Source organism: Cupriavidus sp. 30B13 (genome assembly GCF_049059565.2).
In the GTDB taxonomy this organism is placed as follows: domain Bacteria; phylum Pseudomonadota; class Gammaproteobacteria; order Burkholderiales; family Burkholderiaceae; genus Cupriavidus.
Genome location: NZ_CP188224.1, coordinates 346,405 through 360,130, shown reverse-complemented (window position 1 = coordinate 360,130; position 13,726 = coordinate 346,405). Strand labels below are relative to the sequence as shown.

12 protein-coding genes are annotated in these 13,726 nt (G+C 70.9%); 11 read left to right on the top strand and 1 reads right to left on the bottom strand.

Translation table 11 applies throughout. From position 1 onward, the window contains the following. The 11 genes from ACKI2N_RS20945 (at nucleotide 1) to ACKI2N_RS20895 (ending at nucleotide 12,468) form a co-directional block, all read left to right on the top strand. Nucleotides 1-1,320 carry a branched-chain amino acid ABC transporter permease gene (locus tag ACKI2N_RS20945; RefSeq protein WP_420994866.1) on the top strand — a complete coding sequence of 440 codons (1,320 nt, stop codon included), beginning with the start codon at nucleotides 1-3 and terminating at the stop codon, nucleotides 1,318-1,320. Continuing rightward, complete coding sequence (locus ACKI2N_RS20940) at nucleotides 1,317-2,087, top strand: ABC transporter ATP-binding protein (RefSeq protein ID WP_420994868.1); 771 nt, start codon at nucleotides 1,317-1,319, stop codon at nucleotides 2,085-2,087. The genes ACKI2N_RS20945 and ACKI2N_RS20940 overlap by 4 nt, the downstream gene beginning before the upstream one ends. A 26-nt stretch (nucleotides 2,088-2,113) precedes the next feature. Then, nucleotides 2,114-2,833: an ABC transporter ATP-binding protein gene (locus ACKI2N_RS20935; RefSeq protein ID WP_420994935.1), complete on the top strand. Its 720-nt coding sequence runs from the start codon at nucleotides 2,114-2,116 to the stop codon at nucleotides 2,831-2,833. Next, on the top strand, nucleotides 2,830-3,654 hold the full coding sequence (locus ACKI2N_RS20930) for an SDR family NAD(P)-dependent oxidoreductase (protein WP_420994870.1): 825 nt from the start codon (nucleotides 2,830-2,832) through the stop codon (nucleotides 3,652-3,654). Before ACKI2N_RS20935 ends, ACKI2N_RS20930 begins: the two co-directional genes overlap by 4 nt. A gap of 71 nt (nucleotides 3,655-3,725) precedes the next feature. Continuing rightward, nucleotides 3,726-5,915 (top strand): alpha-ketoacid dehydrogenase subunit alpha/beta, encoded by a 2,190-nt coding sequence (locus tag ACKI2N_RS20925; RefSeq protein ID WP_420994872.1) that lies wholly within the window; start codon nucleotides 3,726-3,728, stop codon nucleotides 5,913-5,915. A gap of 50 nt (nucleotides 5,916-5,965) precedes the next feature. After that, the gene (locus tag ACKI2N_RS20920; RefSeq protein WP_420994874.1) at nucleotides 5,966-6,454 is read left to right on the top strand and encodes a VOC family protein; all 489 of its coding nucleotides are present in this window, start codon (nucleotides 5,966-5,968) and stop codon (nucleotides 6,452-6,454) included. 1 nt (nucleotide 6,455) lies between these two features. Beyond that, nucleotides 6,456-7,700, top strand: a complete 1,245-nt coding sequence (locus tag ACKI2N_RS20915; RefSeq protein WP_426990926.1) for a pyruvate dehydrogenase complex dihydrolipoamide acetyltransferase — start codon at nucleotides 6,456-6,458, stop codon at nucleotides 7,698-7,700. A gap of 31 nt (nucleotides 7,701-7,731) precedes the next feature. Beyond that, entirely contained in the window at nucleotides 7,732-9,111 is a 1,380-nt protein-coding gene (gene lpdA, locus ACKI2N_RS20910; protein WP_420994937.1) for a dihydrolipoyl dehydrogenase, read from the top strand. A 35-nt stretch (nucleotides 9,112-9,146) separates the two neighbouring features. Continuing rightward, nucleotides 9,147-9,887, top strand: a complete 741-nt coding sequence (locus ACKI2N_RS20905; protein ID WP_420994878.1) for an SDR family NAD(P)-dependent oxidoreductase — start codon at nucleotides 9,147-9,149, stop codon at nucleotides 9,885-9,887. 215 nt (nucleotides 9,888-10,102) lie between these two features. Next, complete coding sequence (gene gabD / locus ACKI2N_RS20900) at nucleotides 10,103-11,551, top strand: NADP-dependent succinate-semialdehyde dehydrogenase (protein WP_420994880.1); 1,449 nt, start codon at nucleotides 10,103-10,105, stop codon at nucleotides 11,549-11,551. An 80-nt stretch (nucleotides 11,552-11,631) separates the two neighbouring features. Next, entirely contained in the window at nucleotides 11,632-12,468 is an 837-nt protein-coding gene (locus tag ACKI2N_RS20895; RefSeq protein ID WP_420994882.1) for a shikimate dehydrogenase family protein, read from the top strand. 53 nt (nucleotides 12,469-12,521) lie between these two features. On the opposite strand, the gene ACKI2N_RS20890 is transcribed toward ACKI2N_RS20895, so the two are convergent. Beyond that, on the bottom strand, nucleotides 12,522-13,721 hold the full coding sequence (locus tag ACKI2N_RS20890) for an iron-containing alcohol dehydrogenase (protein WP_420994884.1): 1,200 nt from the start codon (nucleotides 13,719-13,721) through the stop codon (nucleotides 12,522-12,524). Between the last annotated feature and the right edge of the window lie 5 nt (nucleotides 13,722-13,726).

The following is a 13,726-nucleotide window of genomic DNA, read 5'->3' as shown; positions in this document are numbered from 1 at the left end:
ATGACCCACGTTCCCCACGCTTCCCCCACGCGGAAGATCCTGCTGCTGCTCGGCACCGCCGCGCTGGTGGCGCTGCCGCTGGTGCTGTCGCCGTCGCTGGTCAACGCCTCGATCCAGATGCTGATCGCCGTGCTGTTCGCCGCCGCCTTCAACCTGCTCAGCGGCCAGGGCGGCATGCTCTCGTTCGGCCACGCGGCCTACTTCGGCATCGGCAGCTTCGCCACCGTGCACGCCATGAACGCCTTCGGCGGCAACGGCCTGCTGCCCACCCCGCTGCTGCCGCTGGCCGGCGGCGCCATGGGCCTGCTGGCCGGGCTGGCCGCGGGCTGGTTCGCCACCAAGCGCACCGGCGTCTACTTCGCCATGATCACGCTGGCGCTGGCCGAGCTGCTGCATTCGCTGGCGCCGCACCTGAAGGGCTGGTTCGGCGGCGAAGCCGGCCTGTCCACCATGCGCATGCCGGCGTGGGGCCTGAGCTTCGGCGACAGCAACCAGGTCTACTACCTGACGCTGGCCTGGGTGCTGCTGTCGCTGGCGCTGCTGTACCTGCTCACGCTCACGCCGGTGGGCCGCCTGACGCTGGGCCTGCGCGAGAACGCCAACCGCCTGCGCTTCCTCGGCTACGACACGCACCGCCTGGGCGTGCTGGTGTTCGCCGTCTCGGCCATGTTCGCCGGCATCGCCGGCGCGCTGCAGGCCATCAACATGGAGGCGGCCAACTACGTGGTGTTCGAGTCCTCGGCCTCGGCCGCGGTGGTGCTCAACAGCTATATCGGCGGCGTGAAGCTCTTCCTCGGGCCGGCGCTGGGCGCGGCGGTGATGACCTTCTTCGGCTACGCGGTATCGGACCTGACGCGTTCGTGGCTGCTGTACCAGGGCATCGTCTTCGTGCTGGTGATGCTGTTCATGCCCGCCGGCCTGGCCGGACTGATCCAGTCCTTCGTCGCCCATGGCAAGACCTACGGACTGCGCGCGCTGCTGCCCGTCACGCTGGCCTTTCTCATCGGCACGCTGCTGCTGGCCTGCGGCACGGTGTTCACGGTGGAGATGCTGCAACGCTTCTTCTCGCAGGACTACCGCTCGATGGCCGCTCTCGACGGCAGCGGCGGCGGCTGGCCCGCGATCCCGCTGTTCGGCCGCGACTGGAATCCGGTCGCGCCGCTGACCTGGCTGGTGCCCGCGGCGCTGCTGCTGGCCGGCGTCGCCACGGCGCGGCTGGCCAACCGCCGCTGGCTGCGGCTGAAGGAGGCCGCGCCGGCCGCGGAGGCCGGGTCCGAAGCCGCCGGCTCCGTCACCACCGCCCGGAGGAATCCGGCATGAGCACCCACATGCACACCCAACCGATCCTTTCCCTGCGCGGACTGCGCAAGTCCTTCGGCGACATCGACATCATCCGCGGCGTGGACCTCGACCTCATCGGCGGCGAGCGGCATGCGCTGATCGGCCCCAACGGCGCCGGCAAGTCCACGCTGTTCCACCTGATCTCCGGGCGCCTGCCGCTCACGCACGGCGAGATCGTGCTCAACGGCGAGCCGATCCAGGGGCTGTCGCCGCAGCAGATCAACCACCGCGGCCTGGCGCGCTCGTTCCAGATCACCAACATCTTCGCGGGCCTGAGCGTGTACGAGAACCTGCGGCTGGCGGTGATGCGGCGCCACGGCCTGCAGTACACGCTGTGGAAGTTCGCCCACAAGCTGCGCGCGGTGCGCGAGGAAACCATGAACCTGCTCGATCAGGCGAGGCTGGCCGCGCGCGCGCAGGCCATCGCGGGGGAGCTGTCGTACTCGGAGCAGCGCTCGCTGGAGATCGCCATGACGCTGGCCTCGGACCCCAAGGTCATCATGCTCGACGAGCCCATGGCCGGCATGTCGCAGGAAGAAACCGACTACACCGCCGGCCTGATCCGCGAGATCGCGCACGGCCGCACGCTGCTGATCGTGGAGCACGACATGGACGTGGTGTTCTCGCTCAGCGACCGCATCAGCGTGCTGGTCTACGGCGAGATCGTTGCCACCGGCACGCCCGACGAGATCCGCAACGACGCCCGCGTCAAGGAAGCCTACCTGGGCGAGGAGGTCAGCGTATGAGCAGCAGCATCGGCAATATCGAGGCCATGCGGGGCGGCGCCCCGCTGCTCGCGGTGCAGGGCCTGCACGCACACTACGGCAAGAGCCACATCCTGCACGGCGTGGATTTCCACGTCGGGCACGGCGAGGTGGTCAGCCTGCTGGGCCGCAACGGCTCGGGCCGCTCCACCACGCTCAAGGCCATCATGGGCCTGGTGCCGCCGAGCGCCGGCCAGGTCAGGCTGCGCGGGCGCGACCTGGCCGGCGCGCAGTCCCATGCGATCTGCCGCCGCGGCATCGCCTACGTGCCGGAAGAGCGCGAGGTGTTCGCCAACCTGACCGTCGACGAAAACCTGCGCATGGGCGAGCAGCGCGCCACCGACGGCGCGCCGCAGTGGACGCTCGAGCAGATGTTCGACTACTTCCCGCGCCTCAAGGAGCGCCGCAACACCAAGGCCGGCAGCCTCTCCGGCGGCGAGCAGCAGATGCTGACCATGTGCCGCTCGCTGCTGGGCAACCCGCTGGTGATCCTGATCGACGAACCCACCGAGGGCCTGGCGCCCAGGATCGTGGCCGTGGTCGGCGAAGCCATCCAGGACATCCACCGCCGCGGCGTCTCGGTGGTGCTGGTGGAGCAGAAGCTCGCCATCGCGCTGAAGGTCTCCAGCCGCGTCTGCGTGATGGGCCACGGCCGCATCGTCTACGAAGGCACGCCCGCGCAACTCACTTCCAATACCCAACTTCTGAAGGACTGGCTAGCCGTATGAGCACCTCTTTGCCGACTGGATATCCCAACGCGCAACCGTTCGCGCGCGCCACCTACCCCGGCCTGGCCGGCAAGGCCGTGCTCAACACCGGCGGCGCCAGCGGCATCGGCCGCGCGATGGCGCACGGCTTCGCCCGCCACGGCGCGCGGCTGATGCTGCTGGACCTGGACGCGGCCGGGCTGGCCGCCACCCGCGCCGAGCTGGAGGCGGCGTATCCGGAAGCCCAGGTCGATACGGTGGTCGCCTCCATCACCGACCCCGACGCCGTCGAGCAAGCGTGCGCGGCCACCGAGGCGCGCTTCGGCCGCATCGACATCCTGCTCAACAACGCCGGCATCTCGATGAACAAGCCCGCGCTGGAGCTCACGCCCGAGGACTGGCGCCGCGCCATCGACATCGACCTGTCCGGCGTCTTCTACTGCGCGCAGGCGGCGGCGCGCCGCATGGTGCGCCAGGGCGGCGGCAACATCCTGAGCACCGCCTCGATGTGGGGCCTGGCCTCGTCGGCGCGGCGCCTGGCCTACTGCGCGGCCAAGGCGGGCGTGGTCTCGCTCACCAGGTCGCTGGCCGCCGAATGGGCCGAGTACAACATCCGCGTCAACGCGGTCTGCCCGGGCTACACCAGCACCGCGCTGATGGAAACGCTGCTGGCGCGCGGCGCCATCGACGGCGCCGCGCTGCTCGCGCGCACGCCGCTGCGGCGCTTCGGCACGCCCGACGAGATGGCCGAGGTGGCGCTGTTCCTGGCCTCGGACTCGGCCGCCTTCATCACCGGCCACGCGCTGGTGTCCGACGGCGGCTGGACCGCGGACGGCTTCTGAGCCGCAACCCATCCCGCACACGACACCGAACACAACATGGCCGGCCACGACCGGCAACCGAGGATTCTCAAATGTCTGAACGTAGCGCCCTGCGCCCCGCCGCCGAATGGGTGGAACTGCGAGCCACCGACGAAGACTGGGCCCGCGCGGACCCGGCCCTGCTCGGCACGCTGCTGAGCCACCTGCACCTGATCCGCGGCTTCGAGGAAGCCGTGCTCGAGCTTGCCGCCGAAGGCCTGGTCCACGGCCCGGCGCATTCCAGCATCGGGCAGGAAGGCGGTGCCGCGGGCTCCATCGTGCCGCTGACCGGCGCCGACCAGATCAACGGCTCGCACCGCGGCCACCACCAGTTCCTGTCCAAGGCGCTGGGCTACCTCGCGCCCGGCGGCATCGACCCGCGCGCGCCGCTGGCGGACGGCGTGCAGACGCTGCTGCAACGCACGCTGGCGGAAATCCTCGGCCTCGCGCAGGGCTACTGCAAGGGCCGCGGCGGCTCCATGCACCTGCAGTGGGCCGAGGCCGGGGCGCTGGGCACCAATGCCATCGTCGGCGGCGGCGTGCCGATGGCGGCCGGCGCGGCGTGGTCCCACCGCCATGCCGGCACCGACGCGGTGGCCATCACCTACTTCGGCGACGGCGCGGTCAACATCGGCTCGGTGCTGGAGACCATGAACCTGGCCGCGGCGTGGAAGCTGCCGCTGTGCTTCTTCATCGAGAACAACCGTTACGCGGTTTCCACCACGGTGGAAGAATCCACCGCCGAGCCGCGCCTGTCGGCGCGCGGCATGGGCTTCAACATCCCGAGCTGGAAGGTCGACGGCATGGACCCGCTGGCGGTCTGGCTGGCCACGCAGGAAGCGCTGGCGCACATGCGCGCCGGCCGCGGCCCGACCGTGATCGAGGCGGACCTGTACCGCTTCTTCCACCAGAACGGCCCGTTCCCGGGCAGCGCCTTCGGCTACCGCAGCAAGGAAGAAGAGCAGCAATGGCGCGCGCGCGACCCCCTCGATCTGATGGCGCGCCGCATGCAGGAGCGCAAGCTGATCAGCGCCGACGAGATCGCCGCGCTGCGCGAGCGCGTCAGGCAGGCCATGCGCGAGGCCGCCGCCGCGCTGACCGAGGCCGACCCGTCCGGCAAGGCCGGCAAGCGCCGCATCCGCCCCGAGCTGTGGCCGAGCCCCGATTTCCGCGACGTGGGCATCCGTGGCGACCTGTCCGAGCTCGACGGCCTGCGCTGCGAGGAGGAAGCGGGCTTTGCCGGCAAGCTCGCGCCGCGCAAGTTCATCGACGTGGTGGCCGACGTCATGCACCGCCGCATGGAGACCGACTCGTCGGTGGTGGTGATGGGCGAGGACGTGCACCGCCTCAAGGGCGGCACCAACGGCGCCACGCGCGGCCTGCGCGACAGCTTCCCCGACCGCGTGCTGGGCACGCCGATCAGCGAGAACGCCTTCGTCGGCCTCGGTGGCGGGCTGGCGCTGGACGGCCGCTACAAGCCGGTGGTGGAGTTCATGTACCCGGACTTCATGTGGGTGGCGGCGGACCAGGTCTTCAACCAGATCGGCAAGGCGCGCCACATGTTCGGCGGCCAGAGCGACGTGCCGCTGGTGCTGCGCACCAAGGTGGCGATGGGCACCGGCTACGGCTCGCAGCACTCGATGGACCCGGCCGGCATCTTCGCCACCAGCCCGGGCTGGCGCATCGTGGCGCCTTCCACGCCGTTCGACTACGTTGGCCTGATGAACACCGCGCTGGCCTGCAAGGACCCGGTGCTGGTGATCGAGCACGTCGACCTGTACAACGCCACCGGCGTGGGCCCGGTCGAGGACTTCGACTACCACCTGCCGGTGGGCAAGGCAGCCGTGCGCCGTGCCGGCGCCGAACTCACCGTGCTCACCTACCTGTCGATGGTCGGCCACACGCTGGAAGCGGTGGAACAGACCGGCATCGACGCCGAGGTCATCGACCTGCGCTGGCTGGACCGCGCCAGCCTGGATTGGGACACCATCGGCCGGAGCATCCGCAAGACCAACAACGTGCTGATCGCCGAGCAGGGCGCGCGCGGCACCTCCTACGGCGGCTGGCTGGCCGACGAGATCCAGCGCCGCTTCTTCGACTGGCTGGACCAGCCGGTGCAGCGCGTGAGCGGCGCGGAAGCCGCGCCCAGCATCTCCCGCGTGCTGGAGCGCGCCGCCGCCGCCCGCACCGAGGAAGTGGCCGAGGGCCTGCGCCAGGCCATGCGCGACAAGGGCGCGGCCTGAGCGCCGCCGCCGGATACATCGAACACGCCAGATACAGCAAAGGAACCCCGATGAGCCTGAACATGATCGTCCCCCTGGAGGTCGGCATCGCCGTGCGCGACCTGCCGCGCATGCGCCGCTTCTACGAGCAGGTGCTGGGCCTGACCTTCGTCAGCGAAGTCGCCGTGCCCGCCGACAAGGCCGCGCAGGCCGCCATGCACGCCGCCGGCTACACCGCGGTGCGCCTGCAGACGCCCTACGGCGAGCGCATCAAGCTGCTCGCGCCGGCCCGGGCGCCGGCGCCCGAGGCCGCGCCCGCCTACATCCTCGACAAGGCCAACGCCACCTACCTGACCTTCATCGTGGCGGACATCCAGGCCGTGGTCGACAAGCTGCTGGCCGCCGAAGTGGAGTTCCTCACCGGCCCGCAGCGCGTGGAGGTCCGCCCCGGCACCTACCTGGCCTTCTGCCGCGACCCCGAGGGCAACGTGCTAGAGATCGTGCAATACGCCGACATCGCCGCCTACCGCCCCGACCTGCAACAAGCGAGGACCGCCTGACATGGCCACCCTGTTGCGCATGCCCGAGGTGGCGGCCAATGCCACCCATGCCACGCTGCAAGCGTGGACCAGGAACGAAGGCGATGCCGTGGCCGTGGGCGACTGCATCGCCGAGATCGAGACCGACAAGGCCGTGGTCGAGCTCAACGCCGATGCCGCCGGCGTGCTGGGCCGCCGCCTGGTCGCGGCCGGGCAGGAGGTGGAGGTCGGCGCGCCGATCGGCGTGCTGCTCGCCGATGGCGAGACCGGCGTGGACGTGGATGCGCTGATCGCCGCGGCTGGCGGTGCGCCGGCATCGCAGACGGAAGCGCAGGCAGAAGCGCAGACCGTGTCGTCCGTCGCCATCGACGTTGCTGGCGGCAACGCAACGCAGGCCGCCCGCGTCTTCGCCAGCCCGCTGGCGCGCCGGCTGGCCGCGCAGCGCGGCCTCGACCTCGCCGCGCTGCGCGGCAGCGGGCCGAACGGCCGCATCGTCAAGCGCGATGTCGAGCAGGCCGCGGCGGCTCCCGCGCCCGCGAGCGCGCCCCCGCTCGCGCCGCGAGCGCAGGCCAACACGCCGGCCACCGCCGCGTTCACCGAGATCCCGCACAGCAATATGCGCCGCACCATCGCGCGCCGGCTGGGCGAGAGCAAGTCCACCATCCCGCATTTCTACCTGACCGCCGACTGCCGCATGGAGCGCCTGCTGGCGCTGCGCGCGGAGATCAACGCCGCCGCGCCGCGCAAGATCTCGGTCAACGATTTCATCGTGCGCGCCGTGGCCGTGGCGCTGCGCGAGGTGCCCGCCGCCAACGTGGGCTGGACCGACGCGGCCATGCGCCAGTACCACCAGGCCGACATCGCCGTGGCGGTCTCCACCGACGCCGGGCTGATCACGCCCATCGTGCGCGCGGCCGACCAGAAGCCGCTGTCGCGCATCAGCGAGGAAATCGCCGACCTCGCCGCGCGCGCCCGCGCCTCGCAACTGCGCCCCGAGGAATACCAGGGCGGCAGCTTCAGCGTGAGCAACCTCGGCATGTTCGGCGTGTCCGAATTCTCCGCCATCATCAACCCGCCGCAGGCCGCCATCCTGGCCGTGGGCGCCACGCAGGCGGTGCCGGTGGTCGAGGACGGGGAGTTGCGCGCGGGGCAGGTGATGCGTTGCACGCTGTCGGTGGACCACCGCGCCATCGACGGCGCGCTGGCCGCGCAGTGGCTGGCCGCGTTCAAGCGCCTGCTGGAAAACCCCCTGGCGATGCTGATCTGAGGACCGCGACGTGGACAATGCCTCGTTTGACATGATCGTGGTCGGCGGCGGGCCGGGCGGCTACGTGGCCGCCATCCGCGCCGCGCAGCTCGGCATGAAGACCGCGCTGGTGGAGAAGGCGCAACTGGGCGGCATCTGCCTGAACTGGGGCTGCATCCCGACCAAGGCGCTGCTGCGCTCGGCCGACGTGCTGCGGCTGGTCAGGGACGCGGCCGCCTACGGCGTCAAGGTGGCGGCGCCCGCCGCCGACCTGCCCGCGATGGTGGCGCGCTCGCGCGCGGTGGCCGCGCAGCTCAACAAGGGCGTGACGGGCCTGATGAAGAAGAACGGCGTGACCGTGCTCGCCGGCCACGGCCGCCTCGCCGGCAAAGGCCGGCTGGACATCGCCGCGCCGGATGGCAGGACGCGCACGGTGTCGTCCGCGCACATCGTGCTCGCCACCGGCGCGCGCGCGCGCCAGTTGCCCGCGCTGCCCGCCGACGGCAAGACCGTGTGGAGCTACCGCGAGGCGCTGGCGCCGCCGGCGTTGCCGCGGCGCATGCTGATCGTGGGCGCCGGCGCCATCGGCATCGAGTTCGCCAGCTTCTACCACGCGGTCGGCGCGCACGTGACGGTGATCGAAATGGCGGACCGCATCCTGCCGGTGGAAGACGCCGACATCTCCGCGCAAGTGGCCGGCAGCCTGGCGCGCGACGGCATCGTGCTGCATACCTCGACGGGCATCGCGCACGCCGAACGCACCGGGGCCGGCTGGACGGTCACGCTGCAAGGCGGCAAGCCGGACGGCGCGAAGATCGAGGCCGACGTGGTGCTGGTAGCCGCCGGCATCGTCGGCAACGTGGAGGACATCGGGCTGGAGAACACCGCGGTCAAGGTCGAGAAGACGCACATCGTCACCGACGGTTTCGGCCGCACGGCGGAGCCCGGCGTCTACGCCATCGGCGACGTGGCCGGCCCACCGTGGCTCGCGCACAAGGCCAGCCACGAAGGCGTGATCTGCGTGGAGCGCATCGCCGGGCTGCAGCCGCACGCGCTCGATGCGGCGCGCATCCCGGCCTGCACCTACAGCCATCCGCAGGTGGCCAGCGTGGGCCTGACCGAGGCGCAGGCGCGCGGACGCGGCCACAAGGTCAAGGTCGGCAAGTTCCCGTTTTCCGCCAACGGCAAGGCCATCGCCATGGGCGGCACCGCGGGGCTGGTCAAGGTGGTGTTCGACGAAGGCAGCGGCGAATTGCTCGGCGCCCACATGGTCGGCGACGAAGTCACCGAGATGATCCAGGGCTACGCCATCGCGCAGACGCTGGAAACCACCGAGGCCGACCTGATGGCCGCCGTGCTGCCCCACCCCACCATGTCCGAGGCCATGCACGAAGCCGTGCTGGCGGCCTACGGGCGCGCGCTGCACATCTGAGGCGCCGCGCGCCGAACTCCCGGAGAAACAAGAGCATGTACAACTTCGACCAACGCACCCTGCTGCTGACCGGCGCCAATGGCGGCATCGGCCGCGAGACGGCCCGGCTGTTCCTCGCGCACGGCGCCAACCTCGTGCTGGCCGACCTGGACGAAGCCGGCCTGGCCGCCTTCGCGCGCGAGCTGGATCCCGCCGGCGAACGCGTCGCCACGCTGCGCATGGACGCCGCCAGCCCCGACGACTGCGCGCGCGCCGTGGCGCTGGCGCAGGACCGCTTCGGCGGCATCGATTTCCTGGTGCCCTCGGCCGGCCTGTACCAGGCGCAGCCGGTCGGCGAGATGAGCGACGCGCAATGGCGCCAGACGCTGTCCATCAACCTCGACGGCGTGTTCTACCTTGTGCGCCGCGCCATTCCCGCGCTGCGCGAGAACAGCGCCATCGTCAACCTGACCTCGGTGGCGGCGCACCGGGGCGCTTACTACAATGCGCACTATTCGGCCTCCAAGGGCGGCCTGCTCAGCCTCACCCGCAGCCTGGCGCGGGAACTCGGGCCGCGCACGCGCGTCAACGCTGTATCGCCCGGCGTGATCGAGACCCCGATGACCACCGAGTTGATCCAGAAGCGCGGCGCCGACTCCATCGGGCAGACGCCGCTCAAGCGCCTTGGCCATCCGCGCGAGATCGCCACCGTGATCGGCTTCCTGTGCAGCGACGCGGCCAGCTTCGTCACCGGCGAAGTGCTGCACGTCAACGGCGGCCTGTACATCGCAGGCTAGGAAGTCGTCTCAAAAAGATCCTGGCGTCGTTGCGCGGCCTTGTCGTACTACTTGTACTGCCTGCGGCCGCGCGCCTAGCCAGGACCGCTTCGCTTCATTTTGAAACAACTTCCCGGTCGGACGCCGCCGCATGCGCCAGCGCGTTCGTGCGCATCCTGCTAACCTGCCGCTTGTGGCTCGCCGCCCATCCTCCAACACCGCTACGGAACCAGACCATGCTGAACCTCCAAGACCCCTCCCTGCTGCGCCAGCAGTGCTATGTCGACGGCCGCTGGATCGACGGCGAGCGCCATATCGACGTCACCAACCCCGCCACCGGCGCGCGCGTGGCCCAGGTGCCGCAGCTGGGCGCCGATGAAACGCGCCAGGCCATCGAAGCCGCCAACCGCGCGCTGCCGGCGTGGCGCGCGCGCACCGCCAAGGACCGCTCGGCGCTGCTGCGCAAGTGGTTCGAGCTGCTGCTGGCCAACCAGGACGACCTGGCCCGCATCATGACCGCCGAGCAGGGCAAGCCGTTCGCCGAGGCGCGCGGCGAGATCGCCTACGCGGCTTCGTTCATCGAGTGGTTCGCCGAGGAAGGCAAGCGCGTCTACGGCGAGACCATTCCCGCGCCGGTCAGCAACCAGCGCATCGTCGTCACCAAGGAACCGGTCGGCGTGTGCGCGGCCATCACGCCGTGGAATTTCCCCGCTGCCATGATCACGCGCAAGGCCGGCCCCGCGCTGGCGGCGGGCTGCACGATGGTGGTCAAGCCCGCCTCGCAGACGCCGCTGACCGCGCTGGCGATGGCGGTGCTGGCCGAGCGCGCCGGCATCCCCGCCGGCGTGCTGTCGGTCATCACCGGCTCGGCCGGCGCCATCGGCGGCGAGCTCAGCACCAACCCGCTGGTGCGCAAGCTCACCTTCACCGGCTCCACCGAAGTGGGCCGCACGCTGATGGCGCAGACCGCCTCCACCATCAAGAAGGTGTCGATGGAGCTGGGCGGCAACGCGCCCTTCATCGTGTTCGACGATGCCGACCTCGACGCCGCCGTGGAAGGCGCCATCGTCTCCAAGTACCGCAACGCCGGCCAGACCTGCGTCTGCGCCAACCGCCTGTACGTGCACAGCAAGGTCTATGACGCCTTCGCCGAGAAACTGGTGGCCGCGGTGCGCGCGCTCAAGGTCGGCGACGGCATGGACGACGGCGTGCGCATCGGCCCGCTGATCGACGGCAAGGCCGTGGCCAAGGTCGAGGAACACATCGCCGACGCCCTTTCCAAGGGCGCGCGCGTGCTGGAGGGCGGCAAGCGCCACGCGCTGGGCCAGTCGTTCTTCGAGCCCACCGTGCTGGCCGACGTCAAGCCCGACATGCTGGTCGCGCGCGAGGAGACCTTCGGCCCGCTCGCGCCGCTGTTCCGCTTCGAGACCGAGGACGAAGTGGTGGCCATGGCCAACGACACCGAGTTCGGCCTGGCCAGCTACTTCTATGCCCGCGACCTGGGCCGCGTGTGGCGCGTGTCCGAGCGGCTGGAGTACGGCATGGTGGGCGTCAACACCGGCCTGATCTCCAACGAGGTCGCGCCGTTCGGCGGCGTCAAGCAGTCGGGCGTGGGCCGCGAGGGCTCGCACTACGGCATCGAGGACTACCTCGTCATCAAATACACGTGCATGGCCGGCATCTGAGCCGGCCACGCGCGGCGGGAGGGAACGCATCCCTCCCGCTTTCCCCCTTCCCTCTCCCCCTTTCCCTTCCCGCATCCGCCATGCAGATCGACGGCCATACCCGCCTTGTCGGCATCATCGCCGCGCCCGTCGCGCACGTGCGCACGCCGCAGCTATTCAACGCCTCCGTCGCCCGCCAGGGCCTGAACGCGGCCTGCGTGCCTTTCCACGTCGAGCCCGCGCAATTGCCGGCCTTCCTGGCCGGCGTGGCCGGGGCGCAGAACTTCGACGGCCTGGTGGTCACCATCCCCCACAAGGAAGCCGTGGTCGCCGCCTGCGGCGCGCTGACCGAAACCGCCCGCCTGGTCGGCTCCGTCAACGCCATGCGCTTCGACCGCGCGCAAGGCCACTGGCTCGGCGGCAACTTCGACGGCGACGGCTTCGTGGCCGGCCTGCGCGAACGCGGCCACCGCCTCGCCGGCAAGCGCGTGCTGCAGCTCGGCGCCGGCGGCGCCGGCAAGTCGATGGCCTATGCCATCGCCCGCGAGCAGCCGGCCGAGCTGGTCATCCACAACCGCTCCGCCGCCAAAGCCGCCGAACTCGCGGCCAGCCTGCAAGCCATCCTCCCCGCGCTGACCATCCGCGCCGGCGACGGCGATCCCGCCGGCTTCGACGTGGTGGTCAACGCCACCGCGCTCGGCCTGCGCGATACCGACGCGCTGCCGCTGCCGGCAGCCCGGCTGGGTGCCGGCACGCTGGTCTGCGAAGCCGTGGTGCGCGACGGCGACACGCCCCTGCTCAAGGCCGCGCGCGAGCAAGGCTGCGCGGTGCACCACGGGCAGTGGATGCTGTATGGGCAGATCGTGGAGATCGCGCGCTTCCTGGGGGTCGGGCTGGAAGCGGCGTTCGTCGAGCGCATCCTGGGACCGGCGGCCTGACTGCCCTGTATTGCGCTCATCCGGCGGCCTGAAGCCTTGCCGCCGGTGCCCGACTACAGCGCCAGTTCAAGAATCTCCAGGACATCGGCTTCCCGCCGGATCGGACGTGGATTGGCCTGTACCGGCGCATACCCGAGCGAGCGGCGCGCGATCTCCTGGAAGTCGCCGCGGCCAATACCCAGGTCCCGCAGCCTGCCGGGCAACCCCAGCGATGCGACCAGTTCCGCGACCAGCACGTCCGCCGGAACGGCCGGACATCCCATGGCGGCGGACAGCCGTTGCTGGCGTGCTTCGTTGACGCTGGCGTTCCAGCGCAGCACCGCAGGCAGCATCACGCACGAGGTGTGGCCATGGGCCACGTCGAACGTGGCGCCGATGGCGTAGCCGATGCCGTGGCTCGCGCCCGATCCGGCGCCGGTGGATAGCGCCGAGATCGCCTGCCACATGCCGAGCTGCGCCTGCGCCCGCGGGCCGCTGCGCCCGGGATGCGTCCTGATCGCGCGCAGCCCGTCGTGGAGCAGGCGCAATCCCTCGAGGGCATGGAAGTCCGTCATGGGATTCGCGCGCGGGGAACAGAACGCCTCGATCGCGTGGTCGACCGAGCGCATGCCTGTCGACAGCAGCAGATCCATGGGCGTCAGGCGCGTGGCGGCGGCGTCCAGGATCGCCGTTCGCGCCACCAGGAGCTCGTGCGCGAAGACCTGCTTGGCTCTGGCGGTCATTTCGGTCACGCCGGCCACGGCGGTGAATTCGGCCGCCGACAGCGTGGTCGACACCGAGACCAGGCGCACGGGGTTGGCCGGCGGCGAGATCGCGGCCGGGTCGAGCAGGGCGTCCATGGCGGCGACATCCCGCACGTCCATCCATTGGCACATCAGGGCCGCCTTGCAGCCGTCGATGACCGAGCCGCCGCCCACCGCGACGAGCAGGTCGGCGCGTGTGCGCCGCATCGCTTCCGCGATCGCCAGTACGTCTTCGCGCGGGGTGTGCCCGCGCATGGTGGCGATCGTGCCGGCATGCCGTTTCCCGAGCGCGTGCTCGACCTGCTGCAACGGCCCGTCGGCCATGCGCGCCAGCGACCTGCCCGACGCGACCAGGACGCGCCCGGCGCCGCAGCGCTCCGCCTCGTCCAGCACCGCGCGTCCCGCCGGCATCGCAAAGCTCACGCGCGCGGGCAGGGTATTCCGATAGACGAAGGGGACGGGCTCGGCATCGTGGTCTTGCGCGGTCGCCGGCGGCGGTTGCTGGGTCATCTGGT